This is a genomic window from Pseudomonas sp. SDO5271_S396 (assembly GCF_054071795.1).
Genome location: NZ_JBSVWB010000054.1, coordinates 12,944 through 34,408, shown reverse-complemented (window position 1 = coordinate 34,408; position 21,465 = coordinate 12,944). Strand labels below are relative to the sequence as shown.

Here is a 21,465-nt window from a genome sequence, read left to right as displayed (position 1 = left end):
TTTCTCCTGCTAACCACGAATAATTGTTATGTGTTCGCCCAAAACGCCGGCGCACTGGCGAGAGCGGCCTTGATCAGGCCAACGGCCTGGTCAATATCCTGCTCGGTGGTAAACCGGCCCAGACTCAGCCGAATGGTGCGACCGGCACTGCGCGCATCATGCCCCAGTGCCAGAAGCACGTGGGACGGCGCATTACTGGCCGAGTTGCAGGCCGAGGTGGCCGAAAACGCGATGCCCGCGCTCAGCGCTGCGGCATTGAACTCGCCTTCATCGAAGGTCAGGCTCAGGGTATGGGGAATGCGCTGGGACGGGCTGCCGTTGAGCCGTATCCCCGCGACCGAGGCGAGTTGGTCCAGCAGGCGCTGGCGCAAGGCGACAATCGTGGCCTTCTCTTCGGCAAACGCCTGCGCAGCCAGGGCAAACGCGGTGCCCATGCCGGCAATCTGATGCGTCGCCAGGGTACCGGAACGCAAGCCGCCCTCATGGCCGCCGCCGTGAATCTGCGCCAACACCTTCTGTTGCGCACGCGGGCCGACATACAACGCGCCGATGCCTTTGGGGCCATACAGCTTGTGGGCAGAAAACGACATCAGGTCCACCGGCCACTGGGCCAGATCGATGGCCACCTTGCCCGCGCCCTGTGCCGCATCCACATGCAGCAACGCGCCATGCTCACGCACCCGCGCGCCAATGGCCGGGATGTCATTCAGGGTGCCCAACTCGTTGTTCACCAGCATCAGCGACACCAGAAAAGTGTCATCACGCAACGCTTCGCTAACCGCCTCGGCACTGATCAAACCGTTGGCATCCGGTACCAGGAAGGTCACGGCCACGCCGGCTTCCTGCAATTGCCGGGCGGTGTCCAGCGTGGCCTTGTGTTCGATCTGGCTGGTGATGATATGCCCACCCGCCACGCCCCGCGCCTGGGCCACGCCCTTGATCGCCAGGTTGTTGGATTCCGTGGCGCCGGACGTCCACACGATCTGCCCGGGCTGGGCACCGACCAGTTCCGCCACCTGGCGACGCGCCTGCTCAACCGTTTGCCGGGCCGCCTGACCGAACGCATGGGAACTGGACGCAGGGTTGCCGAAATTGGCGTTGAAGCCCAGGCATTCAACCATCACCTGGATGACCCGCTCATCCACCGGCGTGGTGGCGGCGTAGTCGAAATACAACGGACGTTTATTCATGACAGTCAAGACTCGCAGAGCAGGTTCCCGAGAGCAGGGCCTCAGGGGCATCGACCGGGACAGGGCCGTCAGGTTTAACCGATCGAATGCCGTTGAAGAAAGACCACTTTATTGCAAATGTGCGTAGGAACGCTCCTGATTTCAGCTTAACAGCCTGAATGGCCGGGCCGTTAGAACGATTGGGCCTAAATGCAAAAAGCCGAAAAGTCTCTCCCCGCAGACTTTTCGGCTTTTTTCTTCGTGTGCACCGCCGTTCAAACGTTGGTGAATATCCCCGTCACCGGATCCACATTCCCAGCGTATGGCACACGGGTTCCCGCCGCCATGGCGATAGTGGCCCAGATGCGCTGCATATCGACCAAGGTATTACCAATCACAGGGTTGCCCTCCTGATGCCGGTCACCCTGCGCAGTGATATTGAAATAACGTCCTGCGCCATCACCGCTTCTAAGCAAACCGCCAGCCCCGCCCATCAACACCAGCGGCATATCCTTTGTATGCTCCGGGGCCCCATCGGCCATTTCACTGGTGAGCACCACCAGCGTGTGCTTGAGCAAATTGTCACCGGGCACATCAGGGTCAGCATGACGCGCCAACTCATCCAGAAACAGCTTGGCCCTCTGGGTGTACCACTGTCGGGATTTCTTCCACACTTCCAGCCCGGCGTAACGGTGGGCACAGTCATGGGGGTTGGTCACATCACTCACGTCCAGAATATTGAGCGACTCCGCCGAACGCCCGATCTGCACCGTGGCAACACGCGTGATACCACACGCCAGCGCCGTCGCAACCACCTGATGATGGCTGTTTTGTACCTGGTTACGAAACTGCGCGGATTTGAACGGCACCTCCTCCAGCGCCAACGGCGAACACTCACCTATCGGCGGCAGCGTTTCCTCCATGTCCTTCATGGCTTGCTCCACCGAATCGAGTTGCGTATCGAGCTTCTGTTTTTGCGCTCCGGCGAGCCGGCCCCTGAGTTCATTGATATCGGCCAGCACCGGGTCGAACACATGTTTGTTGCGCGTTTGTTGCTCACGCACCTCTCGACTGACCGAGCCGAAGATCTTTTCGTACATCAACACCGGGTCCTGCTCGGGCCTGCGCATTGCACCGCCATTTTCCGGCCCCTCCCACGATACGTGCCAGGCAGTGCCATCGATCCCCGAGTGCGGCCCGGAAAAAAGACTGCGTTGAGACGGATCCGTACCGGGCATATGCCGCCCCAGCAACACATCGATCGAGGCCATCTTTTTCTCGCGGTCGCGCAGGGCCCAGGTCCAGCCGTTGTGGCCTTCGTTACCCGGTCCCAGAATTGTGCCGCGCAGGTAAAGGGACTGGTTCTTGTACGCGGCAAGCTCCTGGCTGACCTCATTGAGTTGAAAGTCCGACGTATCCAGCGCACTGGCACTCGGATGCCAGAGACCTCGTCCATCGCTGGAGTAAGCCGACGCGGAGTCCACGGCCAAACCATCCGGCACCACAAAAAACACAACCTTGAGCTTGGCTTGCTGGGTTTGACCCGCCAACGCCATGCGAGCAAGGCCGCATTGTGTCAGTGGTGCAAATACGCCCAGTGCGGCCAACCCGGTCAGGAAACGACGACGGCTTTTCAAGATATCCATGATCAATCCCTCTGCGTCTTGAATTGGAACGCGTTGGAGGTACCCAGCGTGCGCAGCATCGCCGGCAATGAACCGGTGTCCCTCAGCCCGTCGGTAATTGCCTTGACCGTCGCGGAAGTGGACTCGTCGGATTTATTACCCGACGCAAAACGGAAGTAGCTGTCCGCCATGCAGAACAACGACGCCGAGTTATGCGCGATCAATTTGGAGATGTCCCGCACATCTTCGATAGGCACCGTGCCGTCGACGCCAATAAAGGGCCCCGACGACTTGATCGGCAACTGCACCGGGAACTGTGCGTAGTTGTAGGCTGGCTCCTGCTGGCGATAGCGCCCGGTAGCGTCGTAGTGTTCCATCGACGCGCCGGTGTCGTTCATATACTGATGGCACTGCCAGCAGCGTCCCCCCGACGCCTGCTCACCGTTGATCAGGTCCCAGCGCTCACGGGTCGTGATTGCACGCGGCGGGTAGGCAGGCTCCGTCGGTTCAGCCTCCACCGGCGCGCCGAACTCTCGGCAGAACAGATTCTCGCGAATCGCGATACCGCGCTTGACCAGCGAAGTGACCTTGTAGTCGGAGGTCGCGGCCTGGAACAGCCCAAGGTGCAGCAAACCACCGCGCTTTTCATCCACCGCCACCTTCTGCATCGCATCGCCGGTCACTCCACCAATACCGTAATGCTCGGCCAACGCCTTATTGAGGAAGGTCACGCCAGGATTGAACAACTCGTCCAGCGTGCCCCTGCCCTCAAGCATCACATGGCGGGTCAGCAGAGATTGCTCCTGGGCCATCAGCTGGATCATCGGCGCGTCCAATCCCGGCTTTTCCTGCACACCGCGCTGGGTCTTGATGTAATAACCGATGAACCGATTGAAGTGCTCCAGGCCACGCTCGGTGCGCATCATCCGATCGATTTCAGCGGTGATTTGCTGCGGGGTCTGCAACTCATTGCGCTCGGCCTTGTCCAGCAAGTGCGCATCCGGGGTAGTCCCCTGGTACGTATAGGACAAGGCCGCCGCCATCTCGTAAGGCGTCAGTTGGTAGACATCAGCCTGCCCCGCCACCGCCTGCCCCAGTTCCGAGCGATACAGGAAATTGGGCGACAGCAGCAATGCCGTCACCAGCGCCGGTTGGCCCTGCGCATCCAGTACCGCCTGATAACGTGCCCGTTCTGCCTCAGTCAGATGACGACGGAACAGAGAGTAACCCAACGCCTCCACCGTCTTTAGACCGCTGGCTGTTTCAAGACGGCTGATTTGCTCGGACGCTACCCGCTCTGCGATGGATACGGCCATGTCGTACAGTTGCTTGATGTCTTCGGCCTGCAAAAAGCCCGTGCTGGCCTCGCCCGGGTACTTGAAGTCTTTTTCCGATTTATCCGCAGGCAGTTTCTCGACATTGACCGCTACCGCCAGGACATCCCAAACGCTGTTTGCGTATTCGTCACGGGTCAACAGGCGAACCTGCCGCAAGCCATGGGCACCCGTCGGATTCAGGTACGGTGCCCAGACCACATCAAGCAAGTGCTTGCTGACCTCGGTGGCGCAGGCGGTATCGCAATGCCCGGCCACCGGCATGCTCTGCACCTGCCGCACCAGTGCATCCTGGCCGGCGGCGCTCCACGCCACCGCCATACGCAGGTTCTTGAAAAACTCGACCGCGTGGCATTTGGTACAGGCTTCAGCCAACACCGCTTCGCCCAGCTTCGGTTCATGGCGATAGGCGATCGGCGACAATTGTTCGTCCTGGCTTTCTTCGTTGATACGCAGGGGCACCCGCTCCGGCTGCGGTTTCTCTTGCGCAAAGAACGGATAGATGAGGTCGTACTCTCCGTAATCGAAGAGCCGGGTAATGCTCTCCCCCCAAGGCACCTCGACCACCTCTGGCGCAGCATCTGCCGGCTCTTTTTTCTGCACCGTGAAGTGCCACTTCGCCGCCGCTACCGACGCTGGCCTGGGAGGGGCCAGCAGCGTGATCTTGATATCCAGCTTGATCGGCCGCTCACGGTATTGCAGGTTTACCGCCTGTTTGCTGTTCTCGGCTGACAACACGACCTGCGTGTTACGGGTTTGGGGGATCCAGTTCTTTACATCATTGAGCCGCACCTGATAGGTACCGTACGGCAACCCCTTGAGAATCAACGCGGCCTCACTGTCTGCAGGGTTGAACGAGGTATGGAACTGGCGTGTATTGCCTCCCGGCGAGACCAGCGTGCCACTGATCATTTCATCTTCCAGCTCCGGAGCCGGTGCCAGCATCGGCCGCAGGCTGAGTTGCGTCTCTGGCAAGCCCGCCGGATCATAGCTGACGCGGTAGATCACCCCCGCGACGTCATCGGATATCAACAGGCTTTTGTCCGCCAGCTCGAGGATATCGGTCGGCCGTCCAATGCAGGAATCGTCCAGGCAATACACATCAAAACGTTGCGGATCCTGAATGAACCCGTTGATCAACGGGATCTGATTAACCACCCGCGTGCCGTTCTGGATCGAGACGACCCGCACGTCCATGCCCGGCCGCTCCGCCGTGCCGGCACCGTGCACGGCCACCAGCAGGTTCTGGATCCCCGCACGTGCCGGAAAGCCCTCCCAGAACTTGAGCCCCAGAGGGGCCGTATTGGTCCCCAGTTCAAAGGCTGCAGGTACATAGTCTTTCGGATCGATCTGTTGCAAGGACTTGTCGGAAACGATCGCACCCTGCACCAGAGGAGGTTGGATGACATCCGGGTTGCTGAACTCTTCTTCGGTAAACCCCGGCGTACCTTTGCCAAACCGGTAAGGCACACCGAAATGCTGATTCGCGCCGCCGATGCGATTGATCTCATCGGGGTTGGGGTAACCCTGGCGATTGTTGTCGGTAAACCAGATTTCACCGGTCCTGGGGTTCCAGTCAAACCCCACGGAATTACGCACGCCTTTTGCGAGTATCTGCGCCTGACCGGTCACCGTGTCGTAACGCAACAACGTGCCATAGCGCGGGTCGGCCGGGATCATGCACAGGTTGCAGGGTATGCCGACTGCGGTGTACAGCCCAATGTCGGTTGGGTCCAGGGGGTTGAAATGCAGAGGGTGCTTCATGTGCCAGAAACGCGTGCTCGAACCGGAGGAGACAGGCGGCAGCGGAAAGACCGAATCATCAGCCGGAAACTTGAATACCAGCTCGGGCGAAGGGTCCTTGTAGTGCGCATCAACGTCGCGCACGCGATAGAGGCCGCCCGTGGTGGAGTAGTACAGATCACCGTCGCGATACACCACGCCGTGGGGCTCCTCCAAACCACTGGCAAGCACATGGATGGTGGTCTGTTTGCCCGCGCTGTCCAGCGGCAAGGCGTAGATCATATCGGCAATTTTTCCGTCATAGACGTACGAGGGAATCGCACTGGAGCCGACGTACAGCACGTTTTTGCCCATGGCCATCTGCCGAGGCTGAATCAGCCCCTGGGCAAACAGCTCGATCTTGATACCGGGCAGGCCACTGAGCTTGCCCACCTGTACCGGTGGCCGATACTTCAGCGTAACCGCCTGCTCCTCCCCCTCATCGCGTACAAACGAAACGATACGCGGCGTATTCAACGGCACAAACCCATCGACCCCGTTCATCACCAATTGGTAATCGCAGGCTTTCAGGTTATCGAGATGGACCGTTTCGCCAGATTTGGCACTGATGGGGATCTCTTCGGTTTTGCAGCGCAACACCCCAGTGACGATTTGGTCGGCGCGCGCCACTCCAGGTACCGGATTGCCAATAGGCCCCCGCCCACTCAAGGTAGCGAAACTCAAGGTGAGACGATTGCCCTGGAAACCGCCACATTCACCCAGGTCTTTCCAGGCGTCCGGCCAGATGATCGCGCCATTGCCCGCAGGCTTTCCAGGGTTGTAGTCAACCTGTTTGCACCATTGCCAACTGCCGATACCCAGCGGCGCCTCTTCATACTTCCAGCATTCGAACTGTCGACCGACGTTTTGCACCCGGTCGCCCTGTGCGTAGACCTTGCCGGGTTCATAAAGCGGCGCCGTACACACCTCATGCGGCCCATCAGGCAACGTCCCCCGAACGGGCATGTATAAGAAATAGAGCAGCACACCCAGTGCGGCCAATGCGATGAAGACACTTGGTATCAGAAGGCGCGCATTCGAAAATAGCTTCATGACTTGCAATCCAATGGCAAGCCAAGTGGTTCTCCCATCCAGGAAGGACTACCCATTTACGATCCGGCTGCGAAACACCTGGCAGGAAACCCATCCGAAACGCTTATGGGCTTCAGAGCTCCAGTTTTGAATGTCTTGCGAAGCTATTCCACTGCGTGACCACGACATGGCGCAAAGCCATAGAGACAGGAACCTACAGACACTCGACCCCACCCTTCACCTGCACCGTGCAGATGAATGGCTTGCTACCGCTAAGTTCTAGTTGGGGGATACCTCGCCGTCAAACCCCGACGCTACCTGCCGTCGGATAGCGCTCAGCTCGCCCGACCGCTGCGCTGGGCCGCACGCTGGGCATTCATCTCGGCCTGCTGATCGAAACCGAACGTTTTCTGCGGCTGCCCCATCAACGCAGCGCGCTGCTGCTGGTATTCATCGAACGACAACCCCCGCCGGCTCAACGCTTCCAGCGCCAATTGTTTCGTCTCATCCGCCGTGTAGGGCCGCAGTTCGGGTGAAGGGTGGGTCGCACATCCAGCCAAGACAGCGGTGACAAGCAATAACGAAACAGCGAGAAATCGGTTCATGGCGAGGGCCCTGCAAAGGAGGTTTCGAGTCAATGAACACAGGCTACTCCCGCCCCCTGACGCTGAAAAATCAACGTCCGTGATAGTCGCTATCAACCGTAGAAGCACCTTCGATAGTTGCACGCACATATATCTTTACGATCTATAAATATGGAAATACGTTCGTTTACGGAATAAAAACACCCCTCTATAAATGACCTCAACACCCGCCACTGTTGGCCACGCAACTGTTGCCCCGGCAACAGCCATTCAACAAAACACCAGTCAGACAACAGCCGCACTTTTCAGCAGGAAGCTTGCAGCCCACGTTCCCCAAGGGTTGCAGCCATTGGTACAGCTCTTGCTCAAGCCGTCCTACTTCTTTTGCTGTGAACCACTGTTGAAAAAGGAACTGTTCATGACCCGTCCCCTGAATGTCGTTGCCCTCTCCGGCGGAACCTGGCGCCCGTCCCGCACCCTCGTACTGACCCAAGCCGTGTTGGCCGAATTGGCCACCCAGCTGCCGATCCAGCCCACCGTGATCGAACTGGGCGACATTGCCCGGCCATTGGGCGGCGCACTGTCCCGCGATGAACTGCCCGCAGAGGTCGAAGCGCAACTGTTGGCCATCGAACAGGCGGACTTGCTGATCGTCGCAGCACCGATCTATCGCGGCTCCTACCCGGGCTTGCTCAAGCATCTGTTCGATCTGGTCGGCCTCAATGCGTTGATCAACACCCCGGTATTGTTGGCCGCCACCGGAGGCAGCGAGCGCCACGCCCTGGTCCTCGACCACCAACTGCGGCCGCTGTTCAGCTTCTTCCAGGCCTTGACCCTGCCGATTGGCGTGTACGCCACCGAGGCGGACTTCACCGACTATCAAATCACCAGCGAGCTGCTCAAGGCGCGCATTCAACTGGCGGCGGAACGTGCAGCCCCTTTGTTTGCGGCGCATGCCCCTTCTCTGCGCAAAATTGCCTAAGGATTTGTCATGGATGTTTTCTGGTTTCTGCCGACTCACGGCGACGGTCATTTCCTGGGCACCACCCAAGGCGCACGCCCCGTCACCCTCAACTACCTGAAACAAGTCGCGCAAGCGGCTGACAGCCTGGGTTACCACGGCGTATTGATTCCCACCGGACGCTCGTGCGAAGACTCCTGGGTCATCGCCTCGGCGCTGGTGCCGCTGACCGAACGCCTGCGCTACCTGGTCGCCATTCGCCCCGGCATCATCTCGCCCACCGTCTCCGCGCGCATGGCAGCAACCCTGGACCGCCTGTCCAACGGCCGCCTGCTGATCAACGTCGTGACCGGCGGCGACCCCGACGAAAATCGCGGTGACGGCAGCTTTCTCGACCACAGTGAACGCTACGAAGTCACCGACGAATTCCTCAGGATCTGGCGCCGCGTGTTGCAGGGCGAATCCGTGGATTTCGAAGGCAAACACCTGCGCGTACAGAATGCCAAGGCCCTTTATCCACCCGTGCAGAAGCCTTATCCACCGCTGTATTTCGGCGGTTCTTCCGACGCGGCCCATGACCTGGCCGCCGAACAGGTGGACGTGTACCTCACCTGGGGCGAGCCGCCCGCCGCCGTCGCGGAAAAACTCGCCGACGTGCGTGAACGCGCTGCCCGCCACGGTCGCACGGTGAAGTTCGGCATTCGTCTGCATGTGATCGTGCGCGAAACCGAAGAAGAGGCCTGGAAGGCCGCCAACAAACTGATCGAACACATCAGCGATGACACCATCGCCGCCGCGCAGAAGTCGTTCTCGCGCTTTGACTCCGAAGGCCAACGCCGCATGGCGGCCCTGCACGATGGGCGCCGCGACAACCTGGAAATCGCCCCCAACCTGTGGGCCGGTGTCGGCCTGGTACGCGGCGGTGCCGGCACCGCGCTGGTGGGCAACCCGCAGCAAGTGGCCGCGCGCATCAAGGAATATGCGGACCTGGGCATCGAAAGCTTCATCTTCTCGGGCTACCCGCACCTGGAAGAAGCCTATCGCTTCGCCGAGCTGGTGTTTCCGCTGCTGCCGGAGCCCTACGCCAGCCTGGCCGGACGCGGCATCACCAACCTCACCGGTCCGTTCGGCGAAATGATTGCCAACGATGTATTGCCAGCCAAAGCCTAGGAACGTTGGGATCTGCTTTGTGTGGGAGCCGGGCTTGCCCGCAATGCAGCCGACTCGGTTTTCCAGTGGTTGCCGGATGACGCCATCGCAGGCAAGCCAGCTCCCACATTTGGCCTCGATTACCCAAACAGACATTGAGGAACCCCCGCGTGACAGCCAAACCCCACAGCGTCCTGCCCTCCCCGTTGCAGACCGCCAAACTGCTGGCCGCCGAATTCGCCCTCACCGCCGTCGAACGTGACGAGCGTGGCGGCACCCCCAAGGCCGAACGTGACGCCCTGCGCCAAAGCGGCTTGCTGGCCCTGAGCATTCCCACTCAATACGGCGGCCTTGGCGCACGCTGGAGCGAGACCCTGGGCATCGTCCGCGAATTCGCCAAGGTCGACAGCTCCATCGCCCATGTCTTCGGCTTTCATCACTTGATGCTGGCCACGGTACGCCTGTTTGCGCGCCCGGACCAATGGCAACCCTGGTTCGAACAGACCGCGCGCAAAAACTGGTTCTGGGGCAACGCCCTCAACCCGCTGGACACACGCACCGTGGTCAAGGACTTCGGCGGCTGGCGCGAGTTCTCCGGCAAGAAGAGCTTCTGCTCCGGCGCCAGTGACTCGGAAATGCTCATTGCCTCGGCGGTGGACGAGACCGCCGGCGGCAAATTGCTGATTGCCGCGATCCCCAGTGGGCGCAGTGGCATTACCCTGCATAACGACTGGAACAATATTGGCCAGCGCCAGACCGACAGCGGCAGCGCCAGCTTCGAGCGCGTGCGCGTCGAAGAGTCGGAACTGCTGCTCGACCCAGGCCCGCTGAGCACACCGTTTGCCTGCCTGCGCCCGCTGATCGCCCAGTTGACCTTCACCCATATGTTCCTCGGCATTGCCGAAGGCGCCTTTGAAGAAGCGCGCAATTACACCCTCACCGAAACCCGCTCGTGGCATAAGTCCGCCGCCGAAGACGTGCGCCAGGACCCTTACGTGCTGCACCACTACGGCGAATTCTGGGTCGCCCTCGAAGGCGTGCGCCTGCTGGTGGAACACGCCGCCGAGCAACTCGATCAGGCCTGGGCCAAGGGGCCCAACCTCAGCGAAAGCGAGCGCGGCCAACTGGCCATCGCCATCGCCACCGCCAAAGTCGCCGCCACACGCCAGGGCCTGGACCTGTGCAGCCGTCTGTTCGACGTCACCGGTGCGCGCTCCACCCACGCCTCGCTGCGCCTGGATCGCCATTGGCGCAACCTGCGCACCCAGACCCTGCACGATCCGGTGGACTACAAACTCCACGAACTCGGCGACTGGGCCTTGAACCAGTCCCTGCCCATTCCCACGTTCTACTCCTGAGAGAGGTGCCCATGCAGCTTTTGACCCTACCGCCCTCGCCCGCCCTCGCGACCTCGATCCGCGCCACGGCCCAGGTCTTCGAAGACCCCAAGTCCCAGGCCTTGCTCGCGCACATCCAACAAGTGGCCCCCAGCGAAGCCAGCGTGCTGATCATCGGCGAAACCGGTACCGGTAAAGAGCTGGTGGCGCGGCATATCCACAACCTCAGCGCGCGGCGCAATCGACCGTTCGTGGCGGTGAACTGCGGCGCGTTCTCCGAATCCCTGGTAGAGGCCGAACTGTTCGGTCATGAAAAAGGCGCCTTCACCGGCGCCCTCAGCGCCAAGGCCGGCTGGTTCGAAGAGGCCAACGGCGGCACGCTGTTCCTGGACGAGATCGGCGATTTGCCGATGGCGATCCAGGTCAAGCTGCTGCGGGTCTTGCAGGAACGCGAAGTGGTGCGCCTGGGTTCACGCAAAAGCATTCCGATTGACGTGCGGGTACTGGCCGCGACCAACGTGCAACTGGAAAAAGCCATCAACGCCGGGCATTTCCGCGAAGACCTTTATTACCGCCTCGATGTGGTCAGCCTGGAACTCAGCCCGCTGCGCGAGCGACCCGGCGATATCCTGCCACTGACCCGGCATTTCATCGAAGCCTACAGCCAACGCCTGGGCTACGGCCCGATCACCATCAGCCGCGACGCCGAACACAAGCTCAAGAGTTACAGCTGGCCGGGCAATATCCGCGAGCTGGAAAACGTGATTCACCACACCCTGTTGATCTGCCGCAACGGCGTGATCGAGCGCGACGACCTGCGCCTGTCGAACATGCGCATCGAACGGCAGGACGACAGCCCACACGGCATCGACAACAGTGCCGAAGCACTGCTGGCCCGGGCGTTTCAAAAGTTGTTCGAGGAACAGGCCGGCGCCCTGCATGAAAAAGTCGAAGATGCCCTGTTGCGCGCCGCCTACCGCTTCAGCCATTACAACCAGGTGCACACCGCCAACCTGCTGGGCCTGAGCCGCAACGTCACGCGCACTCGCCTGATCAAGATCGGCGAGTTGGCGGTGAACAAGCGGCGGCCCGGGGAAAACGTGCAGGGCGAACGCATGCTGCATCTATCCATTTAGGCGGCAATGCAATGCGTCGTCATGGCTGCGCTCGAAACTGCGCAGCACCTGGAAGGAGCCGAACGACACCGCCTTGGCCTGGTGCGCGCGAATCAGGGTCCAGAAGTCTTCCTGGCCCTGCTCGAAACACTCGAACGCCGCCTCACCGTCCGCGCGGGTTTGCCATTGCAGGCTATTAAGCACCCGACGACCGTCTTCACTCACCTGCACGCTCGCACTCAGGAAACCACTGTGGCCCTGAGCCAGACGCTCGCTTTGAGTGGACAGCGCCGCCACCAGGGCATCGTGCTGGCCAGGCTCGATGTGGAATTCGATCAGCTGATAAAAACTACGATTCTTCTCTGATATCTGCATGAACATTCCCCTCTCTACTGTAGGCAGAATCTTGCGATTCGATGCAACGCAGGGTAAAACCTTGAGTTAACTCGAGGTCAAGCATTGTTTCGGAGTTTTTCCATGCTCAACAAGGAACTTACCGTCGGCCAACTGGCGGCCCGCAGCGGCGTGGCCGTGACGGCCCTGCACTTTTACGAAACCAAGGGGTTGATCAAGAGCAACCGCAACGCCGGCAACCAGCGGCGCTATCCACGGGATGTGCTGCGACGGGTGGTGGTGATCAAGATCGCCCAGCGCCTGGGCATTCCGTTGGCGACCATTGGCGAGACCTTGCAGACGCTGCCGAATGGACGCACACCGAATGTCCAGGATTGGGAGCGCTTGTCGGCGCTGTGGCGGGAAGATTTGGATGAGCGCATCAACAAACTGATGTTGCTGCGCGACAAACTCAACGGTTGCATTGGTTGCGGGTGTCTGTCGCTGGAAGCCTGCCCGTTGCGCAATCAGGACGACAAGCTGGGCGAATGCGGCCCGGGTGCCCAATTGCTTGAGCCCACCTCCGAGACCTGAAGGCTGGCCTCATCGCTCCCACGTAGCGTGGGAGCGATCAGTTATCAGAAACCCGGCGCGATCTGGCCCTTGTAGCGCGTCAGGATGAACTGGCGCACGTCATCGGAGTTCAGCGCCTTGGCCAGTTTCTGGATGCGCGGGTCGTTGATGTTGTCCGGGCGTGCCACCAGGAACTCGATATACAGGTCCTTGCCCTTCTCCACGATCAACGCACTGTTGGTGTCGATCCCCGCCTCCAGGGCGTAGTTGGCAAACACGAATGCCAGGTCCACCTGGCTCACCGAACGGGCCAGCAAAGCACCCTCCAGCTCGCGGATTTTCAGGTGCCTGGGGTTTTCGGCGATATCGCGCTGGGTGCTCAAGGTATTGCTCGGATCCTTGAGTTTGATCAGGCCCGCTTCGTGCAAAAGCACCAGGGCGCGGCCGGTATTGACCGGGTCATTGGGGATCGACACCGTGGCGCCGTCCTTCAGCTCGGCGATGCTTTTGATCTTGGTCGAATACGCGCCGAACGGTTCGATGTGCACCCCCACCACCGGCACCAGGTCGGTGTGGCGGGTCTTGTTGTAGTCGTCGAGAAACGGGCGGTACTGATAGTAGTTGGCATCGAGGTTCTTCAACGCCAGTTGCTGGTTGGGCTGGATGAAGTCTGTGAAAACCTTGATCTGCAGGTCGACACCTTCCTTGGCCAGCACCGGTTTGACGAACTCCAGGATTTCCGCGTGGGGCACGGGCGTTGCGCCCACTACCAGCTTTTCATTGGCGAAGGCATTGAATGACAGCACAGCGGCCAGTACGGCCAACGTTTTTTTCATGATTGCTCCAAAGGCAGACGTTATAAAAATCAACGGCGGCTGTATCGCGCCACCAAACGATCACCGGTCATCTGCAGGGCCTGGACCAGCACCAGCAACAGCACCACGGTGACGACCATCACATCGGTCTGGAACCGCTGATAACCGTAGCGAATGGCCAGGTCACCCAAGCCTCCGCCACCGATCACCCCGGCCATGGCGGTGTAATCCACCAACACGATCGCCGTGACAGTCACCGCCGCCAGCAACCCTCCCCGGGCTTCCGGCAACAGGGTGTGGCGGATCACTTGCCACGTACTGGCGCCCATGGACTGGGTCGCCTCCACCACACCGCGATCGACCTCCCGCAGCGCGGTTTCCACCAGCCGCGCAAAGAACGGCGTACACCCCACCACCAGCGGCGGGATAGTGCCGGGCACGCCGAGGGAAGTGCCCACCAGCAAGGTGGTCAGCGGGATCAACACAATCAGCAGGATGATGAACGGCAGCGAACGCAGCACGTTGACCACCACCGACAGCAACCGGTACACCACCAGGGCTTCGTGCAATTGGCGCTTGCCGGTCAGAAACAGCAGCACGCCCAGGGGCAACCCCAGCAGCACGGTAAAACCCAGGGCCGCGGCGAGCATGCTCAGGGTCTCCAGGCACGCCTGGCCGATGTCGGCCCAATAGATGTTCTTGAACAGTTCAGCCATGGCTCACGACCAGTCATGGCGCGGCGGTTTGACGCCGTTGAGCAGCCAGTTGCCCACCACGTGGTACTTCCAGCGCACCGGGTCGTGCAGGGTGTGCACCCGCGCGTTGCGCCAGTGCCGGTCGAAGTTGTGCTTTTTCAAGGTGGAGCGGGTGCCGCCGAGTTCGAACAGTTTGTTGCTGGCCTCGATGGCGATCTCGGTAGTCAGCACCTTGGCCCGGGCCACGGCCAGGGACGCCTGGGCGACGCTGTGTTCATCCGGCGCCGGGCGCGCGGCATCCAGCGCAAGACCGGCGCGTTCCAACAGCGCTTCGGCAGCTTCCAGCCGAATATCCAGGGCGCCGACCTGAATAATAGTGAGTGGGTCTTCACTGGCTTTTTCCACGCCGGCATCGATCCAGGGCCGCGCAAACTGCTGCACGAACTGTACTGTGTCACGCAGCGCCGCGCGGGCAATGCCGGCGTCGATGGCGGCGGTGGTCAGTTGCGCGAACGGTCCGGCGAGGGTGGGCGAATCGTAGGATTTATGGGTAGGGAACAAATTGAATGCCGGTACCCGCAGGTTTTGCGCCAGTACCGTGCCGCTGGACGTGGTGCGCTGGCCCATGCTGTCCCAGTCGTCGACCACCACCAGCCCTTCGGTACCGCGCGGTACGAAGGCCAATTGGGCGTTCTGTTGGTCGTCCAGCGCCAGCACCGCCAGCCAATGGGCATACAGCGAACCGGTGCAATAGCCCTTGCGTCCGTTGATCACATAGCCATCGCCTTCGCGGCGAATCGTCGCCTGGATGTCCTGCACGTTCTTGCCGCCGGTTTCCGACAGCGCATTGGCGAAACGATGGCCTTGCAGCGCCAGACCGAAGAAGTGCGCCTGCTGCTCGGGAGTGCCTTGCAGGCGAATGTCTTCCAGCAGGCAATAGTGGTTCTGCGGGATCTGCCCCAGGGAAGGGTCCGCTGCCGAAATGATCGCGATCACCTGCGCCAGTACCGCGTACGACACCTGGGCCCCGCCGAACTCACGCGGCACGCTGATGCCCCACAGGCCACTGTTGGAATACAGGTCCACCACGTCGGCGGGCACCTGGCGGGTGCGGTCACGTTCGGCGTCCTGCTCCAGCAGCGCAGCGGCCACACGGTGCGCCACGGCAATGGCCTGGGCTTCGTCGCGGATCAGCTCGGCACGAGGGGAATGGATCGGGTAATCGGCAGATACAGGCAGTACAGACATACAACGCTCTCGGGCGAATGGTTTGCCTGGGCTATTGCAGCTTCTGTGCCCGCGGCCCCGGGCCCGTCAATACGGGCATTCATGGGGCTCAGCGGATCCAATCACGCACGTTGCGCAGCAAACTGCCCGTTCACTGTTGCATGGCCGACACCTCGTCGGCTCTCACAACACCGCGGGTTCCTGCATCACACTTCATGAACAACCCTTCCACGCTTTCCCCCTTGCCCCGAACGGCGGGTGATTCCACGATGCAGGCAATCATCACAAGGAGTCATTCCATGTTCGCCGGTTTCCAAAAAGACCAGTGCCACGTCAACGGCGTGGACATCAGCTACCGCAAAGGCGGTACAGGTCCCGGTCTGCTCCTGCTGCACGGGCACCCGCAAACCCATGTCATCTGGCACAAGGTGGCTGAACAACTGGCCGAGCACTTCACCGTGGTCGCCGCTGACTTGCGGGGTTATGGCGACAGCAGCAAGCCACCGGCCGATGAGCGGCACGTCAACTATTCGAAACGGGAAATGGCGCGGGACGGCGTCGAACTGATGGGCGCCCTGGGCTTCGACACGTTCTCGGTGCTGGCCCACGACCGGGGCGCCCGGGTCGCCCACCGGCTGGCCCTGGACCACCCTCAGACCGTGCAACGCATGGTGTTGCTGGACATCGCGCCCACCCTGTCGATGTACGCCCAGACCAACGAAGCCTTTGCCCGCGCCTACTGGCACTGGTTCTTCCTGATCCGCCCGGCGCCGTTGCCCGAAGCCCTGATCGAAAGCAACCCCGAGCAGTACCTGCGCAGCGTGATGGGCAGCCGCAGCGCCGGGCTCAAGCCGTTCACCGACGAAGCCTTCGCCGAATACGCGCGCTGCCTGAAGCTGCCGGGCGCCGCCACCGGTATCTGCGAAGACTACCGCGCGGCCGCCGGCATCGACCTTGAGCACGACCAGGCGGATATCGACGCCGGCCATCACCTCAACCTGCCGTTGCTGGTGATGTGGGGCGCCGAAGGCACCGTGGGCCGCTGTTTCGAGCCGCTCGAGGAGTGGCAGAAAGTCGCCACCGACGTGCGTGGCAAAGCCCTGCCGGCCGGCCATTACATTGCTGAAGAAATCCCTGAAATATTGCTGGGCGAAGTCCTGACCTTCCTTCGCTGAGCCCGATCAACCACTGACCTGATGGCCCCGCCTCGCAGGCTTGAAAAAGCCTGCGACGGGGTTTGCTTGCCCCAAAAAACACCGCGAGATAATAACAATGACAATCAGAAAACTGCTGGGAACCCTGTATGTCCAGGTGCTCATCGCCATCGCGCTGGGTGTGTTGATCGGCCATCAGTGGCCCCAGGTCGGCATCGACCTCAAGCCGCTCGGCGACGGCTTCATCAAATTGATCAAGATGATCATCGGCCCGATCATCTTCTGTACGGTGGTGTCCGGCATCACCAGCATGCACGACGTGAAACAGGTGGGCCGGGTCGGTGGCAAGGCGCTGTTGTACTTCGAAATCGTCTCTACCATCGCCCTGCTGATCGGCATTCTCGCCGCGCACCTGTTGCACCCGGGCGTCGGCTTCAACATCGACGTGAAGACCCTCGACAGCTCAGCCATCGCCGGCTTCGTCGGCCAGGCGCAGCACAGCGAAGGCCTTACCGGCTTCTTGTTGAACGTGATTCCGGGCACCTTTTTCGACGCGTTCGCCAAGGGCGAGATTCTGCCGGTGCTGTTCATTTCCCTGCTGTTCGGCCTGGGCCTGGTGATGGTCGGTGAAAAGGCGCGGCCACTGGTGACGGTGATCAACCAGGCCAGCGAAGTGTTCTTCCGCATCGTCGGCATGATCAGCCGCGTGGCACCGATCGGCGCGTTCGGGGCCATTGCCTTCACCATCGGCAAATACGGCGTGGGCTCGTTGCTGCCACTGCTGAAACTGGTGGGTACGTTCTATCTCACTGCGTTTTTCTTTGTCACGGTGATCCTGGGCAGCGTCGCCCGCTATGCCGGGTTCAGCATTTTCAAACTGCTGGGTTACATCAAGTCGGAACTGCTGATTGTGCTGGGCACCAGCTCGTCGGAATCGGCATTGCCGCAACTGATCCAGAAACTCGAAAGCCTTGGCGCCTCCAAGGGCGTGGTGGGCATCGTGGTGCCGACCGGCTACACCTTCAATCTGGACGGCACCAACATCTATATGACCCTTGCGGTGCTGTTCCTGGCCCAGGCCACCAACATCCACCTGCCGCTGGAACAGCAACTGACCTTGCTGGCGGTGGCCATGCTCACCTCCAAGGGCGCCGGCGCCGTGGTGGGTGCGGGCTTCGTGGCGCTGGCCGCGAGCCTGGCGGTGGTGCCGACGGTGCCGGTGGCAGCGATGGTGCTGATCCTGGGCGTCGACCGCTTCATGGCCGAATGCCGTTCGCTGACCAATATCATCGGCAACGCCGTGGCCGCCCTGGTGGTGGCTGCGTGGGAAGGTGAACTGGACCGTGAAAAAATGGCCCCCATCGCCCTCAAGCGCGGCCGCCATGCCCGCGCTGCCCAGGCGAAGATCGCCACCGATTGAAGAATGACGGCCAGGCGCGCCGGAAGGCGCGCCCATCCGGTGCTATTCTGGCGGCTCATGCCGCCACGCCTGTTTCTGATGACCAACAAGAAAGATACCGTGCCCCTACCCGAAGACCTGCGGGTGTTTTTGACCGTGATCCGCAAGGCTGGCTTCGCCGCGGCCGCCGATGAACTGGGGCTGTCGCCCGCGTACGTCAGCAAGCGCATCCAGATCCTCGAAACCACCCTGGCCACCCGCCTGCTGCACCGCACCAGCCGCCGCATCGCCCTGACCGAAGACGGCGAGCGGGTCCAACGCTGGGCCGTGCGCATCCTCGAAGACTTCCAGCAACTGTCCGATGAACTGTCCGACGCCCACGACAGCCCCCGTGGCCACCTGCACCTGTGCAGCAGCTTCGGTTTCGGGCGCAACCACGTGGCCCCGGCCCTGTCATTGCTGGCCGAACAGTACCCGGACCTGGAAATCCGTCTGGACCTGTTCGACCGCGTGGTGGACATCGTCAGCGAAGGCTTCGACCTGGAGATCCGCGTGGGCGATGACATCCCCGGCCAGCACATCGGCCGCCGTCTGGTGAGCAATCGCCGGGTGCTGTGCGCCGCCCCGGCTTACCTGCAGCGCCGGGGCACGCCACACCAGTTGAGCGACCTGGAGCAGCACGATTGCCTGGTGCTCAAGGAGCGTGACAACGCCTTCGGCATCTGGAACCTGGAACACGAAGGCGCGCCGCACAGCGTGCGAGTGCGCGGACCGCTGTCATCGAACAATGGCGAGATCGTGCTGCAATGGGCATTGGACGGGCGCGGGGTGCTGCTGCGATCGATGTGGGATGTGAAGCCGTTGCTGGAGCAAGGCAAGCTGGTGCAGGTTCTGCACAGCTATACCCAAAGCGCCAACGTGTGGGCGGTGTACCCGACACGCTTGGCGCATTCCGGAAAGCTGAGGGCTTGCGTGGAGTTTCTGCAGGAGCACTTCAAGGGGTTGTCAATATAGAGATATAAACCCGATCAACTGTGGGAGCTGGCTTGCCAGCTCCCACAGTTGATTATTGTTGTGTCAGTTGAGCCAGGGGTTGGCTTGCAGGTGGCGGCGTTCGAAGGCCTTGATCGCGTCGCTGCGCTGCAAGGTGCTGCCGATGGCATCCAGGCCCAGCAGCAGCGCAGTCTTGCGCAAGGTGTCGATCTGGAACGGGATCACCTGGCCATCGGCCAAATGAATGTCCTGGGCTTCCAGGTCCACGCTGATCTGCGCTTGCTCGGGCTGGCTGACGGTCTGGCCGAGCGACTGCAACACCGCCTCGTCCAGGGTGATCAACAACACCCCGTTACGCTGGCAGTTGTCGTAGAAAATCCCGGCAAAGCTGCTGCCGATCAACGCGCGGATACCCATCTGTTTCAGGCCCCACACCGCGTGTTCACGGCTCGAACCGCAACCGAAGTTGGGGCCCACCACCATAAAGCTCGCGCCCTGCCAGGCCGGCTGGTTCAGCACGAACTCCGGGTTGGGTTCGCCGGATGCCAAAAAGCGCAGGTCAAAGAACAACCCGCGGTCCAGACCACTGCGGTCGATGCCCTTGAGGAACTGCTTGGGCATGATCACGTCGGTGTCAATGTTCGCCGCCAGCATCGGCGCGGCCTTGCCGGTCACGCGGGTAAAGGGTTGCAGGCTCATGGACGGTCTCCAAAGTGGCGGATATCGGTGAGGCGGCCGGTAATCGCCGCCGCGGCAACCATCGCCGGGCTCATCAGGTGGGTACGTGCACCCGCGCCCTGGCGGCCTTCGAAGTTGCGGTTGGTGCTGGACGCGCAGCGATCACCCGGGGCCAGCACATCGTCGTTCATCGCCAGGCACATCGAGCAGCCCGACTGGCGCCATTCAAAACCGGCGTCGATAAAGATCGCCGCCAACCCTTCGGCCTCGGCCTGGTCACGCACTTCGGTGGAGCCGGGCACGATCATCGCCCGCACGTGGTCGGCCACACGCTTGCCACGCACCACACTGGCCGCGTCGCGCAGGTCTTCGATGCGCGCGTTGGTGCACGAGCCGATAAAGGCATGGCTGATGACGATTTCGCTCAGCGGCATGCCGGCTTCCAGGCCCATGTAATTGAGGGCGCGGCGCATGTCCTGACGCAGGATCAGGTCGCTGACGTCCTGCGGGTCGGGCACACGAGCACCGATGGGCGCGGCCTGGTCGGGGCTGGTACCCCAGGTGACCATGGGTTCCAGGGCGGAGGCATCCAGCGTCACCTCCTGGTCGAACACCGCATCGGCGTCCGAATGCAGTTGGCGCCAGCCCACCAGCGCCTGCTCCCACAACTCACCCTTCGGCGCCCGAGGCTTGCCCTTGAGGTAGGCGAAGACTTTTTCGTCCGGCGCCATGAAAGCACCACGTGCGCCGGCTTCCACCGCCATGTTGCAGATGGTCATGCGCGCCTCGACGCTCAGGGCATCAATGGTGGAACCGCGAAACTCGATCGCATAGCCGGTGGCACCCGAAGCACCGATCTTGCCGATCAGCGCCATGATCACGTCTTTGGAGGTCAGGCCCTTGGCCAGCGCGCCGTCGACGCTCACGCGCATGGTTTTCAGGCGCTTGTAGACCAGGGTCTGCGACGCCAGCAGGTGTTCGATCTCCGACGTGCCGATGCCGAAACCGAACGCGCCCAGCGCGCCATACGTGGTGGTGTGGCTGTCACCGGCGGCAATCACCATGCCCGGCAGGATAAAACCCTGCTCGGGCGCGATCACGTGTTCGATGCCCTGGCGTTTGTCGAGGATATCCAGCAGCTCGATGCCGAAGTCCCGGCAGTTTTCCGCCAGGTACGACACCTGCCGCGCGCCGCCCGCGTCCGGCATGGCCGCGATGCGCTTGGGCGTGGTGGGGTTCACATGGTCGACCACCGCCAGCGCGGTGCCGGGGCGCCAGACGCCACGGCCAGCTTCGCGCAGGCCACTGAACGCCTGGGGGCTGGTGTATTCGTTGATCACTTGGCGGTCTATATAAAGCAGGACATGGCCCTGGTCATCCAGGGGGCACACCGTGTGGGAATCGATGTGCTTGTCGTAGAGGGTTCTGGCAGTCATTTATTGTGGGGCTCGCTCAACGGTATAGGCCCCATCCTACGCAGCCTCCCGCCCCCATCAATGCCACCTCGGTG

At 61.5% G+C, this 21,465-nt stretch carries 18 protein-coding genes; 8 read left to right on the top strand and 10 right to left on the bottom strand.

All coding sequences use genetic code 11. The features are described 5' to 3' along the window. Positions 1 to 26 precede the first annotated feature (26 nt). From ACW9IN_RS25990 to ACW9IN_RS25975, 4 genes are all read right to left on the bottom strand, one after another. Entirely contained in the window at positions 27 to 1,190 is a 1,164-nt protein-coding gene (locus tag ACW9IN_RS25990) for a cysteine desulfurase family protein (protein ID WP_457368529.1), read from the bottom strand. A gap of 254 nt (positions 1,191 to 1,444) precedes the next feature. Then, complete coding sequence (locus tag ACW9IN_RS25985; protein ID WP_457368537.1) at positions 1,445 to 2,815, bottom strand: DUF1552 domain-containing protein; 1,371 nt, start codon at positions 2,813 to 2,815, stop codon at positions 1,445 to 1,447. Between the two features lie 2 nt (positions 2,816 to 2,817). After that, positions 2,818 to 6,858, bottom strand: coding sequence for a DUF1592 domain-containing protein (locus ACW9IN_RS25980; RefSeq protein WP_457368528.1), 4,041 nt, complete (start codon positions 6,856 to 6,858; stop codon positions 2,818 to 2,820). Between the two features lie 419 nt (positions 6,859 to 7,277). Beyond that, a complete protein-coding gene (locus tag ACW9IN_RS25975; RefSeq protein ID WP_457368527.1) occupies positions 7,278 to 7,547 on the bottom strand; it encodes a hypothetical protein in 270 nt (89 codons plus the stop codon). A 397-nt stretch (positions 7,548 to 7,944) separates the two neighbouring features. Between ACW9IN_RS25975 and msuE the strand changes: the two genes are divergently transcribed. From msuE to ACW9IN_RS25955, 4 genes are all read left to right on the top strand, one after another. Further along, the gene (msuE, locus tag ACW9IN_RS25970; protein ID WP_457368526.1) at positions 7,945 to 8,508 is read left to right on the top strand and encodes an FMN reductase; all 564 of its coding nucleotides are present in this window, start codon (positions 7,945 to 7,947) and stop codon (positions 8,506 to 8,508) included. Between the two features lie 9 nt (positions 8,509 to 8,517). Continuing rightward, complete coding sequence (ssuD, locus tag ACW9IN_RS25965) at positions 8,518 to 9,657, top strand: FMNH2-dependent alkanesulfonate monooxygenase (protein WP_457368525.1); 1,140 nt, start codon at positions 8,518 to 8,520, stop codon at positions 9,655 to 9,657. A 149-nt stretch (positions 9,658 to 9,806) separates the two neighbouring features. Further along, the gene (locus tag ACW9IN_RS25960; protein ID WP_457368524.1) at positions 9,807 to 10,994 is read left to right on the top strand and encodes an acyl-CoA dehydrogenase family protein; all 1,188 of its coding nucleotides are present in this window, start codon (positions 9,807 to 9,809) and stop codon (positions 10,992 to 10,994) included. 11 nt (positions 10,995 to 11,005) lie between these two features. Next, complete coding sequence (locus ACW9IN_RS25955) at positions 11,006 to 12,109, top strand: sigma-54 interaction domain-containing protein (protein ID WP_457368523.1); 1,104 nt, start codon at positions 11,006 to 11,008, stop codon at positions 12,107 to 12,109. Here the strand turns inward: ACW9IN_RS25955 and ACW9IN_RS25950 are convergent. Continuing rightward, positions 12,098 to 12,463 (bottom strand): antibiotic biosynthesis monooxygenase, encoded by a 366-nt coding sequence (locus ACW9IN_RS25950; protein ID WP_457368522.1) that lies wholly within the window; start codon positions 12,461 to 12,463, stop codon positions 12,098 to 12,100. The two genes, ACW9IN_RS25955 and ACW9IN_RS25950, sit on opposite strands and share 12 nt — an antisense overlap. A 102-nt stretch (positions 12,464 to 12,565) precedes the next feature. On the opposite strand from ACW9IN_RS25950, the gene soxR reads away from it, so the two are divergent. Further along, positions 12,566 to 13,015: a redox-sensitive transcriptional activator SoxR gene (gene soxR, locus ACW9IN_RS25945; RefSeq protein ID WP_457368521.1), complete on the top strand. Its 450-nt coding sequence runs from the start codon at positions 12,566 to 12,568 to the stop codon at positions 13,013 to 13,015. Between the two features lie 44 nt (positions 13,016 to 13,059). Here the strand turns inward: soxR and ACW9IN_RS25940 are convergent, their stop codons facing one another. Genes ACW9IN_RS25940 through ACW9IN_RS25930 form a run of 3 tightly spaced genes read right to left on the bottom strand, consistent with a single transcriptional unit; the run spans position 13,060 to position 15,752 of the window. Then, entirely contained in the window at positions 13,060 to 13,830 is a 771-nt protein-coding gene (locus ACW9IN_RS25940) for a MetQ/NlpA family ABC transporter substrate-binding protein (protein WP_457368520.1), read from the bottom strand. Positions 13,831 to 13,859: 29 nt separating this feature from the next. Further along, on the bottom strand, positions 13,860 to 14,525 hold the full coding sequence (locus tag ACW9IN_RS25935; protein WP_016980232.1) for a methionine ABC transporter permease: 666 nt from the start codon (positions 14,523 to 14,525) through the stop codon (positions 13,860 to 13,862). Between the two features lie 3 nt (positions 14,526 to 14,528). Beyond that, positions 14,529 to 15,752, bottom strand: coding sequence for an SfnB family sulfur acquisition oxidoreductase (locus ACW9IN_RS25930; RefSeq protein ID WP_457368519.1), 1,224 nt, complete (start codon positions 15,750 to 15,752; stop codon positions 14,529 to 14,531). Positions 15,753 to 16,030: 278 nt separating this feature from the next. Between ACW9IN_RS25930 and ACW9IN_RS25925 the strand changes: the two genes are divergently transcribed. The 3 genes from ACW9IN_RS25925 (at position 16,031) to ACW9IN_RS25915 (ending at position 19,298) form a co-directional block, all read left to right on the top strand. After that, positions 16,031 to 16,906 carry an alpha/beta fold hydrolase gene (locus ACW9IN_RS25925; RefSeq protein WP_457368518.1) on the top strand — a complete coding sequence of 292 codons (876 nt, stop codon included), beginning with the start codon at positions 16,031 to 16,033 and terminating at the stop codon, positions 16,904 to 16,906. 97 nt (positions 16,907 to 17,003) lie between these two features. Continuing rightward, entirely contained in the window at positions 17,004 to 18,305 is a 1,302-nt protein-coding gene (locus tag ACW9IN_RS25920; RefSeq protein WP_457368517.1) for a dicarboxylate/amino acid:cation symporter, read from the top strand. 78 nt (positions 18,306 to 18,383) lie between these two features. Continuing rightward, entirely contained in the window at positions 18,384 to 19,298 is a 915-nt protein-coding gene (locus ACW9IN_RS25915; RefSeq protein ID WP_457368536.1) for a LysR substrate-binding domain-containing protein, read from the top strand. 63 nt (positions 19,299 to 19,361) lie between these two features. On the opposite strand, the gene leuD is transcribed toward ACW9IN_RS25915, so the two are convergent. Together leuD and leuC are read right to left on the bottom strand one after the other, a co-directional pair. Next, positions 19,362 to 19,976 carry a 3-isopropylmalate dehydratase small subunit gene (leuD, locus tag ACW9IN_RS25910; protein ID WP_457368516.1) on the bottom strand — a complete coding sequence of 205 codons (615 nt, stop codon included), beginning with the start codon at positions 19,974 to 19,976 and terminating at the stop codon, positions 19,362 to 19,364. Continuing rightward, positions 19,973 to 21,391, bottom strand: a complete 1,419-nt coding sequence (gene leuC / locus ACW9IN_RS25905) for a 3-isopropylmalate dehydratase large subunit (RefSeq protein ID WP_457368515.1) — start codon at positions 21,389 to 21,391, stop codon at positions 19,973 to 19,975. Before leuC ends, leuD begins: the two co-directional genes overlap by 4 nt. Between the last annotated feature and the right edge of the window lie 74 nt (positions 21,392 to 21,465).

What these genes read in the sequence shown, in the direction of transcription:
- ACW9IN_RS25990 (WP_457368529.1), bottom strand. Translation starts at nt 1,190, where the DNA reads ATGAATAAACGTCCGTTGTATTTCGACTACGCCGCCACCACGCCGGTG.
- ACW9IN_RS25985 (WP_457368537.1), bottom strand. Translation starts at nt 2,815, where the DNA reads ATGGATATCTTGAAAAGCCGTCGTCGTTTCCTGACCGGGTTGGCCGCA.
- ACW9IN_RS25975 (WP_457368527.1), bottom strand. Translation starts at nt 7,547, where the DNA reads ATGAACCGATTTCTCGCTGTTTCGTTATTGCTTGTCACCGCTGTCTTG.
- msuE (WP_457368526.1), top strand. Translation starts at nt 7,945, where the DNA reads ATGACCCGTCCCCTGAATGTCGTTGCCCTCTCCGGCGGAACCTGGCGC.
- ssuD (WP_457368525.1), top strand. Translation starts at nt 8,518, where the DNA reads ATGGATGTTTTCTGGTTTCTGCCGACTCACGGCGACGGTCATTTCCTG.
- ACW9IN_RS25955 (WP_457368523.1), top strand. Translation starts at nt 11,006, where the DNA reads ATGCAGCTTTTGACCCTACCGCCCTCGCCCGCCCTCGCGACCTCGATC.
- ACW9IN_RS25950 (WP_457368522.1), bottom strand. Translation starts at nt 12,463, where the DNA reads ATGCAGATATCAGAGAAGAATCGTAGTTTTTATCAGCTGATCGAATTC.
- soxR (WP_457368521.1), top strand. Translation starts at nt 12,566, where the DNA reads ATGCTCAACAAGGAACTTACCGTCGGCCAACTGGCGGCCCGCAGCGGC.
- ACW9IN_RS25940 (WP_457368520.1), bottom strand. Translation starts at nt 13,830, where the DNA reads ATGAAAAAAACGTTGGCCGTACTGGCCGCTGTGCTGTCATTCAATGCC.
- ACW9IN_RS25935 (WP_016980232.1), bottom strand. Translation starts at nt 14,525, where the DNA reads ATGGCTGAACTGTTCAAGAACATCTATTGGGCCGACATCGGCCAGGCG.
- ACW9IN_RS25930 (WP_457368519.1), bottom strand. Translation starts at nt 15,752, where the DNA reads ATGTCTGTACTGCCTGTATCTGCCGATTACCCGATCCATTCCCCTCGT.
- ACW9IN_RS25925 (WP_457368518.1), top strand. Translation starts at nt 16,031, where the DNA reads ATGTTCGCCGGTTTCCAAAAAGACCAGTGCCACGTCAACGGCGTGGAC.
- ACW9IN_RS25920 (WP_457368517.1), top strand. Translation starts at nt 17,004, where the DNA reads ATGACAATCAGAAAACTGCTGGGAACCCTGTATGTCCAGGTGCTCATC.
- ACW9IN_RS25915 (WP_457368536.1), top strand. Translation starts at nt 18,384, where the DNA reads ATGACCAACAAGAAAGATACCGTGCCCCTACCCGAAGACCTGCGGGTG.
- leuD (WP_457368516.1), bottom strand. Translation starts at nt 19,976, where the DNA reads ATGAGCCTGCAACCCTTTACCCGCGTGACCGGCAAGGCCGCGCCGATG.
- leuC (WP_457368515.1), bottom strand. Translation starts at nt 21,391, where the DNA reads ATGACTGCCAGAACCCTCTACGACAAGCACATCGATTCCCACACGGTG.